22 protein-coding genes are annotated in these 20497 nt (G+C 67.7%); 11 read left to right on the top strand and 11 right to left on the bottom strand.

The window, feature by feature from the left end; translation table 11 throughout:
• Positions 1 to 31: 31 nt before the first annotated feature.
• Complete coding sequence (locus tag BM150_RS01820; RefSeq protein WP_092922736.1) at positions 32 to 673, bottom strand: HAAS signaling domain-containing protein; 642 nt, start codon at positions 671 to 673, stop codon at positions 32 to 34.
• The gene (locus BM150_RS01825; protein WP_092922739.1) at positions 670 to 1023 is read right to left on the bottom strand and encodes a PadR family transcriptional regulator; all 354 of its coding nucleotides are present in this window, start codon (positions 1021 to 1023) and stop codon (positions 670 to 672) included. The genes BM150_RS01820 and BM150_RS01825 overlap by 4 nt, the downstream gene beginning before the upstream one ends.
• 131 nt (positions 1024 to 1154) lie before the next feature.
• Between BM150_RS01825 and BM150_RS01830 the strand changes: the two genes are divergently transcribed.
• Genes BM150_RS01830 through BM150_RS01845 form a run of 4 tightly spaced genes read left to right on the top strand, consistent with a single transcriptional unit; the run spans position 1155 to position 3791 of the window.
• On the top strand, positions 1155 to 1832 hold the full coding sequence (locus tag BM150_RS01830; protein WP_092922742.1) for a hypothetical protein: 678 nt from the start codon (positions 1155 to 1157) through the stop codon (positions 1830 to 1832).
• Positions 1829 to 2149: a transcriptional regulator gene (locus BM150_RS01835; protein WP_092922745.1), complete on the top strand. Its 321-nt coding sequence runs from the start codon at positions 1829 to 1831 to the stop codon at positions 2147 to 2149. The genes BM150_RS01830 and BM150_RS01835 overlap by 4 nt, the downstream gene beginning before the upstream one ends.
• The gene (locus BM150_RS01840; protein ID WP_092922748.1) at positions 2146 to 3051 is read left to right on the top strand and encodes an ABC transporter ATP-binding protein; all 906 of its coding nucleotides are present in this window, start codon (positions 2146 to 2148) and stop codon (positions 3049 to 3051) included. Before BM150_RS01835 ends, BM150_RS01840 begins: the two co-directional genes overlap by 4 nt.
• Positions 3048 to 3791, top strand: coding sequence for an ABC transporter permease (locus BM150_RS01845; RefSeq protein WP_092922751.1), 744 nt, complete (start codon positions 3048 to 3050; stop codon positions 3789 to 3791). Before BM150_RS01840 ends, BM150_RS01845 begins: the two co-directional genes overlap by 4 nt.
• Before the next feature lie 79 nt (positions 3792 to 3870).
• Here the strand turns inward: BM150_RS01845 and BM150_RS01850 are convergent, their stop codons facing one another.
• Positions 3871 to 4452, bottom strand: a complete 582-nt coding sequence (locus BM150_RS01850; protein WP_092922755.1) for an SMI1/KNR4 family protein — start codon at positions 4450 to 4452, stop codon at positions 3871 to 3873.
• A 451-nt stretch (positions 4453 to 4903) separates the two neighbouring features.
• On the opposite strand from BM150_RS01850, the gene BM150_RS01855 reads away from it, so the two are divergent.
• Both BM150_RS01855 and BM150_RS01860 read left to right on the top strand, forming a co-directional pair.
• Positions 4904 to 6160 (top strand): primosomal protein, encoded by a 1257-nt coding sequence (locus BM150_RS01855; protein ID WP_092922758.1) that lies wholly within the window; start codon positions 4904 to 4906, stop codon positions 6158 to 6160.
• 568 nt (positions 6161 to 6728) lie between these two features.
• Complete coding sequence (locus BM150_RS01860; RefSeq protein WP_217641297.1) at positions 6729 to 7919, top strand: coiled-coil domain-containing protein; 1191 nt, start codon at positions 6729 to 6731, stop codon at positions 7917 to 7919.
• 154 nt (positions 7920 to 8073) lie between these two features.
• On the opposite strand, the gene BM150_RS01865 is transcribed toward BM150_RS01860, so the two are convergent.
• Together BM150_RS01865 and BM150_RS01870 are read right to left on the bottom strand one after the other, a co-directional pair.
• Entirely contained in the window at positions 8074 to 9369 is a 1296-nt protein-coding gene (locus BM150_RS01865) for a thymidine phosphorylase (RefSeq protein ID WP_092922761.1), read from the bottom strand.
• 52 nt (positions 9370 to 9421) lie between these two features.
• A complete protein-coding gene (locus BM150_RS01870; RefSeq protein WP_092922764.1) occupies positions 9422 to 9814 on the bottom strand; it encodes a cytidine deaminase in 393 nt (130 codons plus the stop codon).
• A gap of 450 nt (positions 9815 to 10264) precedes the next feature.
• Here BM150_RS01870 and sdhC point away from each other — a divergent pair, with 450 nt between their 5' ends.
• Genes sdhC through BM150_RS01890 form a run of 4 tightly spaced genes read left to right on the top strand, consistent with a single transcriptional unit; the run spans position 10265 to position 13751 of the window.
• On the top strand, positions 10265 to 10699 hold the full coding sequence (gene sdhC / locus BM150_RS01875; RefSeq protein WP_092922767.1) for a succinate dehydrogenase, cytochrome b556 subunit: 435 nt from the start codon (positions 10265 to 10267) through the stop codon (positions 10697 to 10699).
• Positions 10700 to 10706: 7 nt separating this feature from the next.
• Positions 10707 to 11126 (top strand): succinate dehydrogenase hydrophobic membrane anchor subunit, encoded by a 420-nt coding sequence (locus BM150_RS01880; RefSeq protein ID WP_092625348.1) that lies wholly within the window; start codon positions 10707 to 10709, stop codon positions 11124 to 11126.
• Positions 11127 to 11163: 37 nt separating this feature from the next.
• Entirely contained in the window at positions 11164 to 12954 is a 1791-nt protein-coding gene (sdhA, locus tag BM150_RS01885; RefSeq protein WP_092922770.1) for a succinate dehydrogenase flavoprotein subunit, read from the top strand.
• Positions 12954 to 13751, top strand: a complete 798-nt coding sequence (locus BM150_RS01890) for a succinate dehydrogenase iron-sulfur subunit (RefSeq protein WP_092922773.1) — start codon at positions 12954 to 12956, stop codon at positions 13749 to 13751. The genes sdhA and BM150_RS01890 overlap by 1 nt, the downstream gene beginning before the upstream one ends.
• A 427-nt stretch (positions 13752 to 14178) precedes the next feature.
• Here BM150_RS01890 and BM150_RS01895 read toward each other — a convergent pair whose 3' ends face one another.
• Entirely contained in the window at positions 14179 to 14409 is a 231-nt protein-coding gene (locus BM150_RS01895) for an SCO4848 family membrane protein (protein ID WP_092922776.1), read from the bottom strand.
• Positions 14410 to 14574: 165 nt separating this feature from the next.
• Between BM150_RS01895 and BM150_RS01900 the strand changes: the two genes are divergently transcribed.
• On the top strand, positions 14575 to 15843 hold the full coding sequence (locus tag BM150_RS01900; RefSeq protein ID WP_245755192.1) for a D-alanyl-D-alanine carboxypeptidase: 1269 nt from the start codon (positions 14575 to 14577) through the stop codon (positions 15841 to 15843).
• A 34-nt stretch (positions 15844 to 15877) separates the two neighbouring features.
• On the opposite strand, the gene yhjD is transcribed toward BM150_RS01900, so the two are convergent.
• The 5 genes from yhjD to BM150_RS01925 form a co-directional block, all read right to left on the bottom strand.
• Positions 15878 to 16915, bottom strand: coding sequence for an inner membrane protein YhjD (gene yhjD, locus BM150_RS01905; protein WP_092922779.1), 1038 nt, complete (start codon positions 16913 to 16915; stop codon positions 15878 to 15880).
• Between the two features lie 60 nt (positions 16916 to 16975).
• Positions 16976 to 18040 carry a tryptophan--tRNA ligase gene (gene trpS, locus BM150_RS01910; protein WP_217641298.1) on the bottom strand — a complete coding sequence of 355 codons (1065 nt, stop codon included), beginning with the start codon at positions 18038 to 18040 and terminating at the stop codon, positions 16976 to 16978.
• 177 nt (positions 18041 to 18217) lie between these two features.
• Entirely contained in the window at positions 18218 to 18457 is a 240-nt protein-coding gene (locus BM150_RS01915) for a hypothetical protein (protein ID WP_245755193.1), read from the bottom strand.
• A 486-nt stretch (positions 18458 to 18943) separates the two neighbouring features.
• Entirely contained in the window at positions 18944 to 19456 is a 513-nt protein-coding gene (locus BM150_RS01920; RefSeq protein ID WP_092922785.1) for a hypothetical protein, read from the bottom strand.
• A 143-nt stretch (positions 19457 to 19599) separates the two neighbouring features.
• On the bottom strand, positions 19600 to 20325 hold the full coding sequence (locus BM150_RS01925; protein ID WP_092922788.1) for a hypothetical protein: 726 nt from the start codon (positions 20323 to 20325) through the stop codon (positions 19600 to 19602).
• Between the last annotated feature and the right edge of the window lie 172 nt (positions 20326 to 20497).

A 20497-nucleotide genomic window follows, 5' to 3' on the forward strand; every position in this document is an offset into this window, starting at 1 on the left:
GGCGGTCGACCGGGAGGACCGCCCGACACGCTCAGGAACCGCCGACGACACCGGGCCTGGGATCCACGATCCGGTTACCGCGTATGGTCCGGACCAACAGGGCAACCATCCCGAGCAGGAACACCGCGGCGAGGGCGAAGGCGATCCAGCGCGGCATCGTGACCAGCACCGGCTCGGCGCCGACCGCCCGCTCGATCCAGTTCGCCACGAACGGTGCGAGCACCAACGTCGCCAGCGCACCCAGCCCGAACCACACTCGCCGCCCGACGCCGTGGAGCTCGGTCGCGGCACGCATCGCCAGCAGCAACGGCACCACCAACAGCGCCAGCAGGGCGACGATCCCGACGAGGCTGCCGGTCGTCAGCGTGACCTCGCTCGTGGTCGCGGCGGAAGTCGCCAACTCCGCTCCGCACAGCGCCAACGCGGCGACCAGCAGCACACCCGGGCGCAGCACGGCCCGCCGAGGGGAACCACCGACCGCGCCGAACTCCTCGGCCACCCGCGCCGCGTACTCCCCCGGCGTGCCGAACGCCTCCACCGGGGCCTGCCCCGTTTCGGCCACGTAGGACTCCACCTCGGCCAGCACGTCGCCGACCCGGTCACCCGGCACCTCGCGCATCCGCAGCGCGAACATCAACTCGTTGCGGTACTTCTCCGACGATTCCGCGGTCATGAACTCATCCCCCGTTCGAGTACAGCGGTGGCGTTCTTGGCGAACTCGGTCCACTGCGGCCCGTGTTCGGCCAGCACCGCACGTCCCTGCTCGGTGAGCAGGAAGAACTTCCTGCCCGGCCCACCGGAACCCGCACGCCACTCGCTGCGCACCAGCCCTTCCGAATCGAGGCGGTTGAGCAGCGGATACAGCGTTCCCGGTTTCATCCCCGGAAGTCCGGCCTCGTCGAGACGCCGAACCAGCGTGTAGCCGTAGTCCTCCCCGCTCTCGGCCAGCAGTGCGAGCACGGCGAGATCGAGCACCCCGCGCAGCCACTGCGTCTGTCGTTCCACCGGTTTCCTCTCCGACACGACTAGAAACTATCACTGACTAGTGTGTCTCGCAAAGTAGTAAATCACGAAGCATACTGGTAGACGCTTGACTTTGCGACGCAAAGTAAGTGAAACTTTGCGCCACAAAGTTCGGATACAGGGGGCAGGAAATGAGCGAGGAACACACCTCCGGCACCTCGACTCCGTCACCGGCGGAGATGCTGGCCATCACCGAGCGGCAGCAGCAACGCGCAGAGCGAGCCCTCGACATCAACCCCGGACTGCTGTTCGGCGTGTGGGGCGCGGCATGGGTACTGGGATTCGGCGAGCTGTACCTGACCATCGGGGACGATCCGGTACTGCTCGTCCCCCTCTGGCAAGCACTGGGAATCTTCTTCGGATGCCTGGGTGTGGCGGGCTTCATCACCGTCTGGCACCTCGCGAGCAGCCTGCGCGGCCTGCGCGGCCCCACGCAGAAGTCCGGGGCGATGCACGGCTGGTCCTGGACGCTGGGCTTCGTCGGGCTGGGGGCGCTGATCGCCGCCACCTCGCGGATGGGCATCTCCGATGACGTCTACGCCATGCTCTGGGCCAGCGGCTCCGGCCTGCTGGTGGGAGTGCTCTACCTCAGCGGCGGCGCGCTGACCGGGAGCTGGACGCAGTACGGCGTGGGGCTGTGGATCCTGGCGATCAACGCGGCCGGAGCATTCACCGGCATCCCGAACCACTACCTGGTCATGTCGCTGGCGGGCGGCGGTGGTTTTCTGGTGGCAGGAACGGTGCTGACGCTGCGTGCTCGCGCGAAACCGTCCCCCAGTCACGAACGCCTGCCCGGAGAACCGGAATGAACCCTGCCGACGTCCGACTCGATCCGGTCATCCACGCCCAGGCCAGGCTGCGGGTGATGACCACTCTCGCGGCACTGCCCACCGAGGACAGGATCGCTTTCGGCCGGCTGCGGGAACTGCTGGACATGACGCCGGGAAACCTGATCACTCACCTGCGCAAGCTCGACGAGGCGGGCTACACCGACAGCACCAAGACGGGCCCAGGTCGCGGCACCACCTACGTGTACCTCACCGAAGCGGGGCGCACGGCCTTCGACCAGTACATGCGGCAACTGCGGGCTCTGTTGGAACCGGTCACCGACGAGGGGGACTCTTGACCCGATACCAAGCACGTGCCGTCGGCTTGTCACGCCGATTCGGTTCGCTGCACGCGCTGGACAACATCGACCTCGACATCTCTCCCGGAGAGTTCCTGGGACTGCTGGGCCCCAACGGAGCGGGCAAGACCACCCTGCTGAGCCTGCTCACCGGCCTGCGTTCTCCCGGTGCGGGCCGCGTCGAGCTGTTCGGTGGTGATCCCCGCCAACCGCGCAACCGCGAACGGCTGGGAACCACCCCGCAGGAAACCGGCCTGCCGGACACACTGCGCGTGGGCGAGATCGTGGAGTTCGTCGCCAAGCACTACCCGGAACCGCTACCGGTCGGTGAACTGCTGGAGCAGTTCGGACTCAGCGAACTCGCACGCAGGCAGGCCGGTTCGCTGTCCGGCGGACAGCAACGACGGTTGAGCGTGGCGCTGGCCTTCGTGGGCGATCCCGCCCTGGTGGTGCTCGACGAGCCGACCACCGGGCTGGACGTGGCCGCGCGCGACTCGCTGTGGGACGCGCTGCGCCATCACCATCAGCGCGGAACGACACTGCTGTTGACCAGCCACTACCTCGCCGAGATAGAGGCCCTGGCCGAGCGGATCGTGGTGATGGACCGCGGCAGGGTGCTGGCCGACGGGCCGCAGCGGGAGATCAAGTCACGGGTGCACACCCGGACCGTGACCGTGCGGGGAACGAACCTGCCGGAGCTGCCGGGGGTGGTGCGCTCCGAACTCGCCGACGGAGCGCATCGACTGTTCACCCGCGACTCCGACCAGCTGGTCCGCGACCTGGTGCGCAGCGGAGCGGACTTCGAGGACCTGACCGTGACAGGGGCTTCGCTGGAGGAAGCGTTCACCGCGCTGACCGCCGAGGCGAACCCGATCGACGAGCACGCCGGGGGAAGAGCATGAGCGCCGTCCTGCTGTACACGCGGTACCAGTTCCGCGAAACGATCCGGATCCCGATGGCCGCGCTGGGTACCCTCGCGTTTCCCACGCTGTTCATGTTGCTGTTCGTCGTCTCCAACCGCTCCGTCTCCGGCAACGCCGTGGCGGCCACCGAAGCGGCGGGGCAGATGTCGATGTTCGCGGTGATCAGTGCTTTCGTGTTCAACCTCGGCGCCGGGGTCGCCGAGGACCGCGCCAAGGCATGGCACAGCTACCTGCGGACGCTGCCCACCGGCCCGCTGGCGCAGCTCGGCGGCAGGTTGTGCAACGCGCTGTGCTTCGCACTGCTGTCGCTGATACCGGTGGGGCTCACGGCGGTGCTGTTCACGGCGGCGGAGGCTTCGGTGGTCGAGGTGGGCACGACGGTGTTCGCACTGGTCCTCGCGGGCGTACCGTTCGCCTTCCTCGGGCTCGCGGTTGGGTACTCCATGCCGCTCAAGGCGGCCATCCCCACTGTCCAGCTGACACTTTTCCCACTGGCGTTCGCGGGTGGCCTGTTCCTGCCGCCGAGCGTGTTCCCGGACTGGCTGGACAGGATCTCGACGGTACTTCCGACCAGGGCCGCCCGCGAGCTCGTACTCGGCGCGCTGACCGGAGGCGGGCCGCCGCTGACCGCGTTGGGCATCGCTGTGGGCTGGACGGCCGCGCTCGGTGCGCTGGCGGTGTTCACCTTCCGACGCGACGAGGGCAGGCGGTTCCGCTGAACCGGATCCGCTTACCGCCCACCCGGGTGCGTAAATTTCCCGCGAAATCGCCGCGCCCCGGGTGGGCGGTTCGGTGGGTTCAGCGGATCTGCCAGTCCAGTCTGCCGTCCTCGGTCACCGTCGGCCTGCTGTAACCGGCGGAACCGCCCTCGGTCAGCGCGCGGTGCACGTCGGCCAGCATCGAGGCCAGATCGGCCCACAGCGGTGGGCCGACACGGCTCATCTCCTGTTCCCACTCCAGTACACAGCCGCGTAACGGCCCGGGACGCAGGTCCACCACCAGTTCGTCGGCGAAGCCGTCACCCGCGATCGGAATCCAGGCCGGATGGAAGCTGCTTCCCGCCGAACCGGCGTAGTAGTCGCAGGCGGGTCGGTGCCACTTGGCCGCCCAGGTCTCACGAAACTCGCACCAGACCCGCCACGCTCCCGAGGCGCCGTAGGGCGTGTAGAACGGCGGCAGCACATCGGTCAACGATCCGGATTCGGTTCCACCGCAGCAGGACCACCACTCCTTGAGCTGCTGGGGAAGCGTGAGCTCGAACTCCGATTCGAACGCGGCCATGTCCGGGGGCGGTAGTGCCTGCTTGAGTTCGGAGGCGGTCGTCGGCGCGTACTCGGCGAGCCAAAGTGTGATTTTGGTCCACAGCAGCGTGACATCCATTCACCTCATGATCGGCGCGGAAACCGCTGAACGGTACCGCCAACCGTGAGGTGGGGACGGTCCGTTCGGCGTGTTCGATCACGGTCGAACCGACCGCCCGATGCGGGAAGGAGTGTTGGGCCGAGCGGTTCCACGGTTCCACCGCCCGGAGGAGAGCGGGCGGTCACTACCCGAGGTCTCCGCACCCCGGAACGAGAGCCGGCCGGAGGTTCCGCCGAGAGCCCCCGACAACCCGATCGGAAAACCTCGATGAGGTAGCTTGGGGTTCCTTGCTTCGATGCGTCCCCGGCTCGGGAGCTCGGTGCGCCGAGCGTTCGGGCACCACCAGGGCGAGCCATTGAACAGGGGCTCCGGTGCGAGTCGGCTACACACGGTACGACACCGTATCGGCAATCGAACCCCCATCCAGTAGGCTTCGGCAGCGTCCGCTTCGGCGACCGGAGGTAGCAAGATGGCGCAGGACATCGTCCCGATCGAGCTCGGGCTGCCGCAGGGCGATCTGGTCACCCTCTGGGCTCCCCGATGGCGCGAGGAAGGCGAGGAGTGGGAGGCCTTCCTCGGCCACGAAGAGAATCTGTACGCGTTTTCCGACCCGGCACACCTGGCCGCCTTCGTGCGATCCGGCGCGGCCAACGACCTGGACGATCATCCGGCCTGGCACGTGGTACCCGCCCTCTCGGCCGTCGACCTCAGCCCGGACGAGGACCATCAGTACGACCTGGTCGGTGTTCCGGAACTCATCGCCGAGCCCCCGGACACCTGGACCATCAACGAGCTCTCCGAGATCGTCGAGATGGCGCGTTCGCTGGCCGAGGTCTGCGAACTCGACACGGTCACCGAGGTGCTGCAGGACGCCGAGGGATTCGATCTGCTCGGTGAGGGCACCCTGCCGTTCAGCGGCAAGGAGGGGCAACGGCGCTGGAACCGGATCTGCCGCGTGGTGGCCGACCGGTGGGACGAGCTGCTGGACGCGATCGACGGTGTCGTGACGAGTCCCGAAGTGGATGCCACCGCCGTTTCCGAGGCCGAGAACGAGCTGGCCGAGGAGCTACCGGACGAGGAGGACGTCGAATCGGACTCGGCCGCGGAATCCGACCACGAGGAGTCCGAGGAGACCGAGGACAGCGGGGACGCCGAGGACGACGAGCGGGAAGAGGGCTTCTGGCGCGAGATCGGTATCGATCCGATCAAGATCGTCACCGGTGGCCGCGAGTACTACTCACTACGCTGCTTCCTGGGTGAGGACCCGGTCTTTCTCGGCTCGGACGGCAGCATCGACGCCTGCACCTCGCCGAGGGCGCTGGCGCGCTACCTGGCCGAGGACAAAGTGGACAACACCGATCTGGCGCGGGTCGCGACGTGGCAGACGGTCAAGAACGCGGCCACCGCGGGTGAGCTGGAGATCGACGTCGAGCCGGACAACACCTACGTGCTGAGCGGACTGGACGACGACCTGGCCGAGGGACCGTCCGAGATAGATCCGAACCAGCTCGACCTGGCCGAGGAGCTGCTGACCGACGCTGCCTCCTGGGCCGGGGACGAGAGCGTGGAGAACGCGCTGGGGTCCTCGGAACGCCTGGGTTGGATGCTGTCCTACGTGCTGCGCCCCGATCCGAACCGGCTGCCCCCCACCCCACCGTTCGACCAGGAGGTGGCCGCGTGGCGCGAATTGGTGGAGAACTTCGAGGCTAGACTGCGGGTGCACTGAGCGGAGTTCGCCGACCCGTTCGCCCGTGGCGCGGTTGTCGAGGTCTCCCACCGGTTCTCGCTCCGAGGAACCGGTGGTGAGTGGACACCCGCGCCACCGGGTTCCCCGATCGTTGGAGTGCACCGCGGGCGAACCCGCGGCGGTGCGAGGACCGGCGTGCTCGTCCCGTCGCCGGAAGGTGGCGGGGGCACGCGCCTCGCTCGGCGAACGACTCCAACCACACGAACGACTCCGCGCCATACTTTCGGGACGGCGACCCGGTTCACCATCAGCTCGTCGGGACCGCTTGTTCGCTCTGCTGTTGAGCCCGCGACCACTTTCGTGCAAGAATCGATCACGCTGCGCGATCACAGCTCGTCGGAGATGTCGGGACAGGGGATCGTACAGCGCGAATCGGGTTCACGATCGCCCTGGCGGAAAGCCGCGAAACTGGCGCAATTACTCCGTTCGAGGGAACAATCGCCACCGTATTCGTGGAAAATGCCGGGGGGCGTATGCCCAACGGACCCCCTACTCGCTACGCTCCAATAGTCCTCTCCCTCCCCCTCGACGAAGGACGACCTTTGCCGTGAACGAGAACAGCCAAGACACGGTGTCGTTCGACCGTATGCGGAACATGCTGACGCGGGCAGCGGAGATCCGCGAAAGCGAACAGCAGCAGATCTTCGACGCTCTCGACGAGATCAACGCCCGGATGTCGCCGCTGGAGTCCCTCGGCTCCGTACGCAAACGGCTGTCCGAGCTGCCGGATCGCACCGAAGTCAGCGTGCTCGCCGAACGACTCGACGAGGCACTGTCCAAACTGGAAGCCCAGGAGAACGCGATCTCCGGCCTGAACAGCCAGGTCGAAGGTCTCGCCGACAAGCTGGCCAAGCCGTTCGCGCAACTGGACGGCAGGCTGGACGGCATGGCGGGACGTTTCGACGGCGTCACGGGCCGCATGGACGGTCTGGAGGACAAGCTCTCCCACGTCCACAATCGACTCGAAGAGCTGGGTCAGCACCTGGACCAGCAGGACACCCGCCTGCAGGAGGTTCCCGGCTCGGTCCAGGAACCGCTCAGGGAGCGTCTCGACCAGATGGAGACCAGCCTGCGCGGTCGGTTCGCCGAGATCGACGAGGGTGTCCACGAACACCTCGACGGCACCAGGGAATCGTTGCAGCGCTCGGTGAGCGACGCGGCCCAGGAAGTCCGCAACGGCATCGGCGAGACCCTGTCCGAGAACGCCGAGAAGGTCAACGGCAAGCTCGACGCGCTCGCGGAGCGTCCGGCGGTCGACCCGACCGAGCGCCTGCAACAGCTCGCCGACCGACTGGAATCGCTGGCGAGCCGACTGGACCAGGTGTCCGGCCGGATCGACTCGGTCGAGGAGAACGTCAACACTCGCCTCGACTCCGTCGAGAGCGGTGTCACCGAACGGATCGGCGACGTCGGCAGCACCCTCGGCGAGGACCTCTCGCAGCTGCGGGGCACCCTCTCCGAGCGTCCGGACTCGGAATCGCTGGACTCGCTGGTGCGCAACGCCAACGAGGAGAGCGAGCGCAAGCACGCCGGCCAGCTGGACGAGGCCATGGCCACCTTCGCCGAACTGATCCTCGGCGGCGGTGCCCCCTCGAACAACAACGCGGTCTCGCCACCGACGACGCTGCCCCGGCAGCAGCAGCAGCGTCGCAGTCGCTCCAAGAGCGCCAAGCGCGACTCGGACAAGGCGAGCGGTTCGGACGAGCTGGACGACGACTACACGGCCGACAGCGCCTGATCGCACGCGAGTACCGACTTCCGCCGGAGCACGCACCGGGCAGCCCCGTGGCATGCCGCAGGAGCGCCGCTCCGGCGATGTCGGCACAGTGAACGGGGATCGACGGGGACCACACGGTGTGGCGCCCAGCGGGTCGGAAGCGGCCCCTCGGGTGTCACACCGCCACGTCGGAACCGGTCACGCGCTCCAGCACCACCGGCTCGGTCCGGACCTCACCTTGGGTGATCTCGTAAGCACCGTGCAGTCGACGTGACGCGTCCTCGATCGTGCCCGGCTCGTCGGTGTGCAGTTCGAACAACGGCTCGCCCCCGGACACCCGGTCACCGGGTTTGGCCAGGCAACGTACGCCCGCGGCGTGCCGCACCTCGTCCTCCTTACGTGCCCGGCCCGCACCCAGCAGCCACGCGGCGGCACCGACCGCACGGGCGTCCAGCGTGGCGAGATTTCCGCTCTGCGGCGCGCGCAACGTGTGCACGTGCGCGGCGACGGGAAGGTCCGCGTCGGGATCACCGCCCTGCGCGGCGACGAGAGCACGCCACTTCTCGTACGCCGCCCCGGACGCCAGCACTCCGGCTGGATCCACATCGGACATGCCGCTGCTCGCCAACATCTCGCGGGCAAGCGCGAGCGTGAGCTCGGTGACCTCGGAAGGCCCCTCCCCCCGCAGCACGCTCACCGCCTCGGTGACCTCCAGGGCGTTCCCCACCGCCACGCCCAACGGCGCCGACATCGAGGTCAGCAGCGCGCTGGTGCGCACTCCGTTGTCGTTGCCGGTGGCGACCAGCGTCCTGGCGAGTCGTCGCACCCGCTCCGGTTCGGTCAGCAGGGCGCCCGAACCGCACTTGACGTCCAGTACCAGCGAGGCGGTGCCCTCGGCGAGCTTCTTGCTCAGGATGGAACCTGCGATCAGCGGCACCGACTCGACCGTGGCGGTCACGTCCCGCAGTGCGTACATCCTGCTGTCGGCGGGGGCGATCCGTTCCGTTGCGGCGCAGATCACCGCTCCCACCTCGTCGAGGTTGCGGTACAGCTCGGCGGTGCCGAGCCGAGCGCGCCAGCCGGGAATCGACTCCAGCTTGTCGAGCGTCCCTCCGGTGTGCCCGAGACCGCGGCCGGACAGCTGCGGCACGGCGGCCCCGCAGGCCGCCACCAGTGGTGTCAGCGCGAGGGTGATCTTGTCCCCCACACCGCCGGTGGAGTGCTTGTCCACCGTGGGGCGGTCCAGGGCGCCGAGATCGAGCATCTCACCGGAGGCGGCCATAGCCGCCGTCCAACGGGCGGTCTCGGCGTCGTCCATCCCCCGCAGCAGGATCGCCATCGCCAGCGCCGACATCTGTTCCTCGGCGACCTCACCCCGGGTGTAGGCGTCGATCACCCAGTCGATCTGCGCCGCCGAGAGCCTGCCCCCGTCCCGTTTGGCGCCGATGATCTCCACGACACTGTGCGGCATGACACGCTCCAGTTCGGGCGTTGGTGCGGTGGGCGGGAGACTACCGGCCGATTCAGGGCGGCGGCGCGAAGGGATGCGGCAGCAGCTGCCGCATGGCCAGGACGCCCTCCTGGGTGTCGACCAGGCACTCCGGCCCGCCCATCTCGTTGAGCAGTTGCCTGCACCGGCCGCAGGGCATGAGCGGGTTGCCCTGCCCGTCCCGAACCGAAACGGCGACCAGACCGCCACCCCCGCTCATCCGAAGCTCGCCCACCAACGTGCACTCGGCGCACAACGTCACACCGTAGGAGGCGTTCTCGACGTTGCACCCCACCACCACACGCCCGTCGGTACAGTTCGCCGCCGCGCCCACGGCGAGCCCGGAGTAGGGGCAGTAGGCGTGCTCGGCGGCGAAGGTGGCGGCTGCCCGCAGGGCGGGCCAGTCGACGGAGTTGGGTTCGACCAAGTTCCCCGATCACCACCCGTGCTCACTCGTTCGGGCACTACTCAACGTAATCACCCTTCGTTCGCGTCCCAATCGCACCGCCCACCGCTCAAAAAGTGAAATATGTCAATGACGAACAATGGCGGACCTGCGCACACCGCTCGACACGTGCGTTAATACGATAAGGGTGACGCTAATCTCGGACCAGCCGGTTGACACCCACGCCACAGCGAGGCGTCTACTCGGGGCGGAACGGATCTACATCGATCAACCTACCCCCGGTAGTTGTCTGCTCGATCACAGCGGGCACATGCGAGTAGGACAGCCGGCGGGCGCGGGTCTAGCATCCGATGGGTCAAGGGTCCGTTCGGGTAATCGGCGCGGGCGCAGGGTGCTGCGGTTACGGGCCGTTCTCCGCGCAGCATCCGGAACGGGCCCAGAGTCCACCAGCGACGTTGGAGGCCTTCCGTCATGGCCAGCACAACCGCCACCGCGGCGGAGGGACGCCCTCGCGGGGAAGCACCTCGTGCCAAGGGCACCCTCTATCGCGGCGACCTGGGCATGTGGTCGTGGGTCGCCCACCGCATCACGGGCGTGCTCACCTTCTTCTTCCTGTTCGTACACGTCCTGGACACCGCGTTGGTGCGGGTCTCACCCAACGCGTACGACACGGTGATCGAGACTTACAAACATCCACTGATGATCGTGTTCGAGCTCGGGCTGCTCGCGGCGGTGCTGTTCCACGCGTTCAACGGAATCCGCGTGATGCTCGTCGACTTCTGGTCCAGGGGACCGAGTCTGCAGCGACCGATGCTGTGGACAGTCCTGGTGCTGTGGCTGGTGTTGATCATCCCGGCCGCCATCAGCATGATCACCCGCGCCGCCACGGAACTGTTCGGGGGTTAGTACGACCATGACCACTACCGAAGCACCACTGTCAGTCGACAAGCCGCGTTCCCCCGGGCGTCCCGCGGCCAGGCGCAGCAACTTCGAGCTCTACAGCTGGGTCTTCATGCGGCTGTCCGGGGTCGTGCTGCTGTTCCTCGTCCTCGGACACATGCTGATCATGCTCTTCCTGGACGGCGGGGTGCACCGGATCAACTTCGCCTTCGTGGCGGGCCGCTGGGCATCACCGTTCTGGCAGCTCTGGGACCTGACGATGCTGTGGCTGGCGGGTCTGCACGGCGGCAACGGGCTGCGAACCGTCATCAACGACTATTCACGTTCCGACCGTACCCGCTTCTGGCTGAAGATGCTGCTGTACTGCTCGATCGTGCTGACCGTGGTACTGGGAACGTACGTGCTGTTCACCTTCGATCCGAACATCAGCTGACGCGCGGCCCAGCAGGCGACGAGCCAAGGAGACCACCATGCAATTCCACAAGTACGACGTGGTCGTCGTCGGCGCGGGCGGCGCGGGAATGCGCGCCGCCATCGAGTCCGGCCAGCGCGCCCGCACCGCCGTACTCACCAAGCTCTACCCGACCCGCTCGCACACCGGTGCGGCCCAGGGCGGGATGTGTGCCGCACTCGCCAACGTCGAGGAGGACAACTGGGAGTGGCACACCTTCGACACCATCAAGGGCGGTGACTACCTGGTCGACCAGGACGCGGCCGAGGTGATGGCCAAGGAGGCCATCGACGCGGTGCTCGACCTGGAGAAGATGGGACTGCCGTTCAACCGCACCCCCGAGGGCCGCATCGACCAGCGGCGCTTCGGCGGGCACACCAGGGACCACGGCAAGGCACCCGTGCGGCGCTCCTGCTACGCGGCCGACCGCACCGGCCACATGATCCTGCAGACGCTCTACCAGACGTGCATCAAGCACGGCGTGGAGTTCTTCAACGAGTTCTACGTGCTCGACGTCAACATGACCACCGACGAGGACGGGCAGCAGCGCTGCACCGGGGCCGTGGCGTACGAACTCGCCACCGGCGAGATCCACGTCTTCCAGGCCAAGTCGGTGATCTTCGCGACCGGCGGTTTCGGCAAGATCTTCAAGACGACCTCGAACGCGCACACCCTCACCGGCGACGGCATGGGCATCGTCTACCGCAAGGGGCTGCCGCTGGAGGACATGGAGTTCTACCAGTTCCACCCGACCGGTCTGGCCGGACTGGGCATCCTCATCTCGGAGGCGGTGCGCGGTGAGGGCGGAATCCTGCGCAACGCCGACGGCGAGCGCTTCATGGAGCGCTACGCCCCCACCATCAAGGACCTCGCACCGCGCGACATCGTGGCGCGGTCCATGGCGATGGAGGTGCTGGAGGGCCGCGGCGCCGGACCGAACAAGGACCACGTGCTGCTGGACGTCACGCACCTCGGTGAGGACGTGCTGGAGAGCAAGCTGCCGGACATCACGGAGTTCTCCCGCACCTACCTGGGCGTGGAGCCGTTGCACGAGCCGGTCCCGGTCTACCCGACCGCGCACTACGCGATGGGCGGCGTTCCCACCAACATCGACGCCGAGGTGCTCGGCGACAACGACAACGTGGTTCCCGGCCTGTACGCGGCGGGCGAGGTCGCCTGCGTCTCGGTGCACGGCTCCAACCGGCTCGGCACCAACTCGCTGCTGGACATCAACGTCTTCGGGCGTCGTGCCGGTATCGCGGCCGCGGAGTACGCCCAGCGGCACGAGTTCCTCGAACTACCGGAGAATCCGGCTCAGCTGGTCGAGGGAATGGTCGATCACCTCCGCACCGCGGAGGGCGGCGAGCGGGTCGCCAACATCCGCACCGCGCTGCAGGAGACGATGGACGCCAACGCCTCGGTCTACCGCACCGAGGAGACCCTCAAGCAGGCGTTGTCGGACGTACAGCTGCTCAAGGAGCGCTACGGCCGCGTAGCCGTGCACGACAAGGGCAAGCGCTACAACCACGACCTGCTGGAAGCGGTCGAGCTGGGCTTCCTGCTCGATCTCGCCGAGGCACTCGTCAACTCCGCGTTGGCGCGCAAGGAATCACGTGGCGGACACGCACGCGAGGACTACACGACCCGCGACGACACCAACTTCATGCGGCACAGCATGCAGTACAAGCAGCTGCCCGATGAACAGGATCCGAACGCGCCGCTGGGCCTGACCGGTTTCCTCTCGGACATCCGCTTGGACTACAAGCCCGTCACCGTAACCCGGTACCAGCCGATGGAGCGTAAGTACTGATGACCGCCCCCACCACCGACGCGAACAGCGACACGGCCGCCGTCGACCTGCCCTCGGACGCTCCCCCGATCCCGGAGGGCGCGACGATGGTCACGGTCAAGATCGAGCGCTACAACCCGGAGGTCGACGACGACCTGCACTGGGAGTCGTACCGCATTCCGGCGCTGCCCAGCGACCGCGTGCTCAACCTGCTGCACTACATCAAGTGGTACATCGACGGCACGCTGACCTTCCGGCGTTCCTGCGCGCACGGCGTGTGCGGTTCGGACGCCATGCGGATCAACGGTGTCAACCGACTGGCGTGCAAGGTCCTGATGAAGGACATGTTCGCCAAGAAGGGCGAGACCACCATCACGGTGGAGCCGATCAAGGGCCTTCCGGTCGAGAAGGACCTGCTGGTCAACATGGAGCCCTTCTTCGAGGCGTACAAGGCGATCAAGCCCTACCTCGTCGCCACCGGTAACGACCCGACGCGGGAGCGGATCCAGTCGGTCGCCGAGCGGGAGCGGTTCGACGACACGACCAAGTGCATCCTCTGCGCGGCCTGCACCACCTCGTGCCCGGTCTACTGGTCGGAGGGCTCCTACTTCGGGCCGGCGGCGATCGTCAACGCGCACCGGTTCATCTTCGACAGCAGGGACGAGGCCGCCGAGGAGCGGTTGGACATCCTCAACGACATCGACGGGGTGTGGCGCTGCCGCACCACGTTCAACTGCACCGACGCCTGCCCGCGTGGCATCCAGGTGACCAAGGCGATCCAGGAGGTCAAGCGGGCGCTGATGTTCCGCAGGCGCTGATGCCGAGGTTCTGAACGGACTCTCCGTGGTGCCGCGTTCCGGTGGGCGGTCGATCTCGCGCGAGATCGGCGGCTCGCCGGGACGTGACGCACGGGGGTGATGGTCCGTACGGTCTTCCCCGGCCGGGAGACCCCGTACCTCGTTGTACGGGGTCATTGGACGTGTGTGCCGCGGCGAGTGGGAACACGACGGCGCACACTCCCGGGCCCCTGGACAGCGGGCGATCGCCGACGCTGCCTCGGCGCACGGATACGCGGAGCCACCGGCCCGGTGGCGTTCGTGACCCCGCGCGATCACGATAGCCGGATTCGTGACCGACGTCTCCTCCGGCTCACGAAGCCGGACGTAAATCACAAATCCCACCTCGGCCGAGCGAGTGAGTCCGGTCGCACGAGTCCTCCGCTGCCCGCCGGGCCGAGGCGGTGCCTCAGCTCCGTCGGCTCGCGCGGTAGGCCCGCAGGCCGTAGACACCGATCACGGTTCCCAGCACGAGCGAGACCACCGCGATCACCACGTGCACCCACAGGAACGCCGTCGGCGCCCCGTCCGACCAAGACTGCTCGTCACCGAGGATGTTGCGGAGGAAGGTGGGCCACAGCAGCCAGGACCAGACCCCGAAGGCCAGCAGGAACAGCGCCATACCACGGGTAATTCGCACGTCCCCAGTATCTACTGTGCCCGCGACCACAACGTCCTCGGGCACACCCCGCCTCATCCAGCACATCCGACCTCATCCAGCACATCCCGCCTCCTCCGGCGCACCCGAGTTCCTCGAACACTCGGCGGATTCGCACCACCTTGCGAGTGGCCTAGGGTGGTCCGCGTGTCCACAGCAGCCGCTCGCCCACCGGTCCGACTCGCCACGGCAGTGCTGGCGGCGATCCTGTCGACGGGACTGTTCGTGCCCGCGGGCGCGGCAGCGACGGACCGGACGGGGGCGAGCTGTCCGAACGCCACGCTGCCTCCCTCACCTGTGGACAGCTCGGAGGTGCCCGCGCCGGGAGACCCCACACCGAAGCCGCTTCCGGTCCCGGAGGAACCGATCGGCGGTCCCGGTATGGGGCACTGCGGCGTCGTGATCCCGCCGGGAGCCCCCGCACCGCCGAAACGGGTGAGCTCGGCCACCTGGATCGTGGCGGAGCTGGACAGCGGGAAAGTGCTGGCTGCCAAGAACCCGCACGGCAGATACCGTCCCGCCTCGGTGATCAAGATCCTGACGGGACTCGTCGCCGCACGCGAGCTGGAGCTCTCCGACACGATCACGGCCGCCGAGTCCGACGCCGCTGTGGAGGGCAGCGCGGTGGGGTTGGAACCGGGTGTCGAGTACACGGTGCGCCAGGTGCTGACGGGGCTGATCCTGCAGTCGGGCAACGACGCCGCGCACGCGCTGGCACGAAAGATCGGCGGCACCGAGGAAACCGTGCGGCGCATGAACGAGCTCGCGGAACGGCTGCGCGCCCGCGACACCAGAGCCGCCACCACCTCCGGACTCGACGGTCCGGGCATGAGCACCTCGGCCTACGACATGGCACTGATCCTGCGCGCCGCGCTGAACGAGACGGAGTTCGCGCGCCCCGCGGGCACGGTACGGACCCGGCTCCCGGCACCGTCCGGGCAACCGCCGGTGCGCATCGCCAGCGACAGCGATGTGATGCGCGACTACCCCGGAGCGGTTTTCGGCAAGACCGGCTTCACCAACGACGCACGGCACACCAGGGTCGTCGCGGCGGATCGGAACGGTCGCACGCTGGTCGCGGTGCTGCTGCGTGGCGAACACCGTCCGGTGGACCTGTCCGAGCAGGCTGCCGCGCTGCTCGACTACGGCTTTCGCCTGAACGGGGACCGAGTGGTCGGGAAACTGGTCGAACGACGCACCCCCGAACCGAGTCACACCTCCACCGCCGACACCGCGGTCGAAGCGGCGCAGCCGACGTCGGAGCCGGAAAGCGACCGATTCCCACGCACGGGGGTCGGTCTCCTGATACTGCTGGTGGTGGCGATGCTGCTGCTCGTGGCAGCACTGCGACTCCAGCGCGCTCGCAGGCGGGGCGAGAACGCCTCGCGGCGGGACGATTCGGAAGACAGCGTCTGACGGCCGGTTGCCGCGACCTCAGCTCGCCACGCCCTCAGCGCCGCCCGCGCAGCAGCCAACCGAGCAGGGTTCCGAGACCGAACACCCCCACGGCCGCTCCCGTGCCGCGTCGGGGCGGCACCACCGGACGAATCACGGCCGGTGGCGGCGGCTCCACGGCCGCCACGGGCTGGTTCTCCCTGGCGGAGGCGGTCCAGGCGGTGACGAACAGCAGGAACCGGGAAGTCAGGTAGGCGAACACCAGCAACCCGAGGATCGGGCCGAACGCGGCTGCCGCCGGTGAGCCGCTGAGGCTGTTCAGGTACACCACACCGACCTGTTTGAGCACCTCGAACCCGACGGCGGCGAACAGCGCGCCCCACACCGCGCTGCGCAGTGTCACGGGTTGCCTGGGGAGCCGGGCGAGCACCCACAGGAAGACGAACCAGCTGGCCGCCAGCGACAGCAGCAGGGCCAGCAGCCACAGCACGATGCCCACCCAGGCATTGTTCTCGATGCCCGCCAGCCGGAACAGCATCCTGCCCACCCCGCCGCCCAGCGCGCTGATCCCGAACGAGACCGCCATAGCCACCCCGAGACCGACCAGCGAGAGCAGATCGGCGAGGGTCCGCTTGAGAAAGGACAGGGCTGTCGGCCCCTGCCCCCACTGGGCGGTGAGCGCCTCACGCAGGTTGGTCATCCATCCCAGACCCGAGTACAGCGCCGCCAGCAGGCCGATGATCCCGACCGCGCCCGCCTGCTTGATCGCCTCGTCGACGATGTCGTTGATCAACTGGCTCAGCTGCGGGCTGGGCACGGCTTCGGAGATGGCCGACTGGAGGCGTTGCAGCAGGTCGGGATTGCTGGCCAGCACGAAACCGGCCACCGCGAACACGATCATCAGCAGCGGCACGAGCGCCAGCACGCTGAAGTAGGTGATCGCGGCCGCGTAGTAGTCACCGTAGTGGCTCTGGTACCGCTGCGCCGCCCGAACCAGCCGATCCAACCGGGGGTAACGCGCCCGCAGCAGCTCGAACCTGCCGGGGCTCGGCTGCTCCCGGGCGGTGCGTGCCGGTTGACTACGGTCGACCACCTGCTCCTACCTCCGCGGTGTCGCTCGTCGGTGGCAGCAGATTACCCCGAAAGGATCAGTTCAGCCCGCCGGAGGTAGGAAACCCACGCGATCGTAGGCGTCTCGCAGTGTCCGCGAGGCCACCGCCCGAGCACGCTCGGCACCACGCCGCAGGACCTTGTCGAGCTCGGCCGGATCGTCCAGGTACTCGGCCACCCGCCGCTGGAAGGGGGTGAGGAAATCGACGAGCACCGCGCCGAGGTCCTTCTTCAGGTCGCCGTAGCCGCTTCCCTCGTAGGCGGTCTCCAGCTCGGCGACGGACCTGCCGGTCATCCCCGAGTAGATCACCAGCAGGTTGCTCACCCCGGGCTTGTTCTCCGGGTCGTAGCGGATGTCGCGCTCGTTGTCGGTCACCGCCGAACGCACCTTCTTGGCGGTGCGCTTGGGGTCCTCCATGAACTCCACGACGCCGGAGGGGATCGACTTGCTCATCTTCGAGGTCGGGTCCTGCAGATCGAAGATGCGGGCCGTGTCCTGGGGGATGTGCGCGTCGGGGACGACGAAGGTTGGGCCGAACCGGGAGTTGAACCGCTGCGCGAGCGTGCGGCTGAGTTCCAGGTGCTGGCGCTGGTCCTCACCGACCGGCACCACGTCGGTGCCGTAGAGCAGGATGTCGGAGGCCATCAGCGCCGGATAGGTGAACAGCCCGACGCTGACGTGCTCGTCGTCCTGCCGCGCGGACTTGTCCTTGAACTGCGTCATGCGGGATGCCTCGCCGAAGCCGGTCAGGCACTCCAGCACCCAGCCCAGCTGGGTGTGCTCCGCGACGTGGCTCTGCACGAACAGCGTGCTGCGTTCGGGATCGATCCCCAGCGCCAGCAGCTGGGCGGCCGCGTTGCGGGTGTTGGCGCGCAGTTCCTCGGGGTCCTTGGCGATGGTGATCGAGTGCAGATCCACCACGCAGTAGAAGGCGTCGTGGGTTTCCTGCAACGCTATCCAGTTGCGCAGCGCTCCGAGGTAGTTACCGAGCTGGAAGGAGCCGGCCGTGGGCTGGATGCCGGAGAACACGCGGGGACGCGCGGCGGTCCCGCCGGATTCGGTGGTCACGGAGCCGGACTCGGTGGTAACGGAACTCTCGGTGTGCACGTAGTCGATTCTGGCAGAACCGCGTCCACGGCAGTCGGGCGAGGGTGGCGATCCGCGCGCTCTCGCGAGGCCCCCCGACGTCGCGTAGGTCGCCACCCGATGTCGCAGCCCCGGAACGAGAGCCCGCGGGAGGTTCCGCCGAGCGAGCGCCCCGACAGCGCGGCCGGAAAACTTCGATCAGCTCCGCCGCTGGTTCTCGGGCTGGACCGGGACCTTCTTGCGCCGCAACGTACCCGCGACCATCCCGATCACGCCGATAACGACGGCGCCGAGGCCCACCGGAGTGCTCAACGCGTCGAGCGGGGTGGCCTGCGCCCGCACCGTTCCGGTGGCCGCCTGCGCCGGAGCACCGGTGATCAACAGCGTCATCGCGAGCATCGACGACCACGCGCCTGCGCGCGCCACAAGTCTACGCACGAGCCGTGCCTTTCTGGTCGGACTTCGATCGTTGTATCCCACTGGAACGCCGCGCGTTCCAGTGCCGTCACCCGGGCGAGTTCCCGGGCGCCCACCGGTTCGCGTCCGGTGCCGAGAACGTCCCACGATCGTGCGGTGCCAACGGAGAGCGTATTGGTCGACACACGAACGGCGACAACGGGGCCACACACCACAACCGGTCATCGGACCGGACACCGGCCCGCCCCGGTTCCCGGCCACACCCCGTGGGACGCGTGGGGGGAAGCCGGGGTTGCGAGGGAACCCGAAAACGGGAACCGATACGTTGCGAACGCGAATGAAAGCGTTCGGTGGTCAGAGTGCGGTCATCGACCGCGTCCGGAACAACCGGCAGTCACCGCACCGCCCCACTCGCGAGAGCTTCTCGGAATTCAACGAGCGGGCAACACGGATTTCAGGAAAAACAGCGAACGACGAAACGCGGAGAACAAATATCCGAAAGTATATTCACAACTTCGCGAAACTCACACCACGCCAGGTCCAACCGCAATCGGTGACGGCTTTCCGGAGCGGATTCTTCATTTCCGAGGTCGAAAAGGTCGCCTGACGTTCCCAGCGTCGTTTTCCGTCCTCACCTTTCTTCAGTGCCCACACGGCTTTGACGCTCTTGGCCTGTCCTCGTTCGAACTCGGCTCCGTGCACGACCTGTGGAGCGCCACGAACCCAGTCGATCGTCCACTTGTGATCCGTGGAGCGGATCTCCCGCTGCTCCGGATCGAACCGCATCAGGATGCTGTAGAACTCCCGCTCACTGAACACCTTGAAGTGCTCGTACCAGTGGGGGTTCATGACCCGCCACTCGCACACCAGGTCCACCCCGTCAGGTCGTCCGTCCCGCACCTCGAATGAGGCGTCGGGCCGGTTGACCGACATGAGCGCCTGATAGACCTCTTGTGACGAACGCGGTTGAACCCCCTGATCGGGCCGCTTGGTACCGGTGAACCAGTCGAACAACCCCATACTCACCTCCCGCCGACGACAGTCGGTCGCTCACCCTACCGAGTGAGTGCACCGTTCCGCCGGAGAATCGACGAAAAATCCGCCCACCCCGAAGAACGGGATGGGCGGAAATCACGCTTCGTGCGAAGCGTCCCCCGAAGGCCTCAGTTGTCGGGCGAATCACCGCTGCCGGTTCCGGAACCACCGTCGGGCACGTTTCCGGAACCACCTGAATCGCCACCCTGGCCGTTGTTCCCGCCCCGGCCGGGAAAACCGCCGTTTCCGGTGCTGTTGCCCGAACCGTTCCCGGACCGCTGACCACTGATCGCGGTAGCCGTCGCGGCGTTCCCCGACAACGTCGCGACGACCGTGACGGACCGCCCCCGCTCCAGCTCGTCGAGCGAGGTCTGACCGCTGTCGACGACGGTCTCGGAATTCACGGTGTAGTCACGGCGGTAGTCGTCACCGCTTCGCACCGTGATCTCCGCGTCGCCGACGGCGGTGAGCGTGCCGCGCTGCAGCCGCTTCGTGCGGTAGGTCCCCTGCTCGGTCCGCACGGTGAACTCACCGTGCATCGCGTCCGACAACACGGCCCCGGACCCCGTGACGTTCCCGTTCCCCGTGCTGCCCGGTTGACCCATTCCCCCGAATCCACCACCGCTGCTCCTGCTGAAGGCGGCACCACCTCCGGGACCGCCCGACCGGCCCGAAGCGAAGCCGGAAGTGATCGCGGTAACGGAGACACTGCCCACGACCCCGACAGCGAGCGCGATCGCGACCGCGGCGAGCGTACGCCGTGGCCCCCAACGCGCGGGGCCTTCCGCACGGCGGGGCGGTTCCGACTCGGCGGTTTCGCGCCACTCCTCGTCCGCCGCGGCACTGTCGGTCATGCTCTGCTCCCAACTCACGACTGGTCACGGAACCGTGGGTTTCACCATGCCGTGCGCGGCTGGGCACCTGCCGGGAGCGAGGTGAGAATTCGCCGGGAACCGGATCCGGGACGGCGATACTCGGCGAACACCAAGGAAACACTCGGACTCCCGTAAGCTCGCGCTGCCAGGC

This window comes from Actinopolyspora alba (assembly GCF_900112765.1).
GTDB classification, from domain to species: Bacteria; Actinomycetota; Actinomycetes; order Mycobacteriales; family Pseudonocardiaceae; genus Actinopolyspora; species Actinopolyspora alba.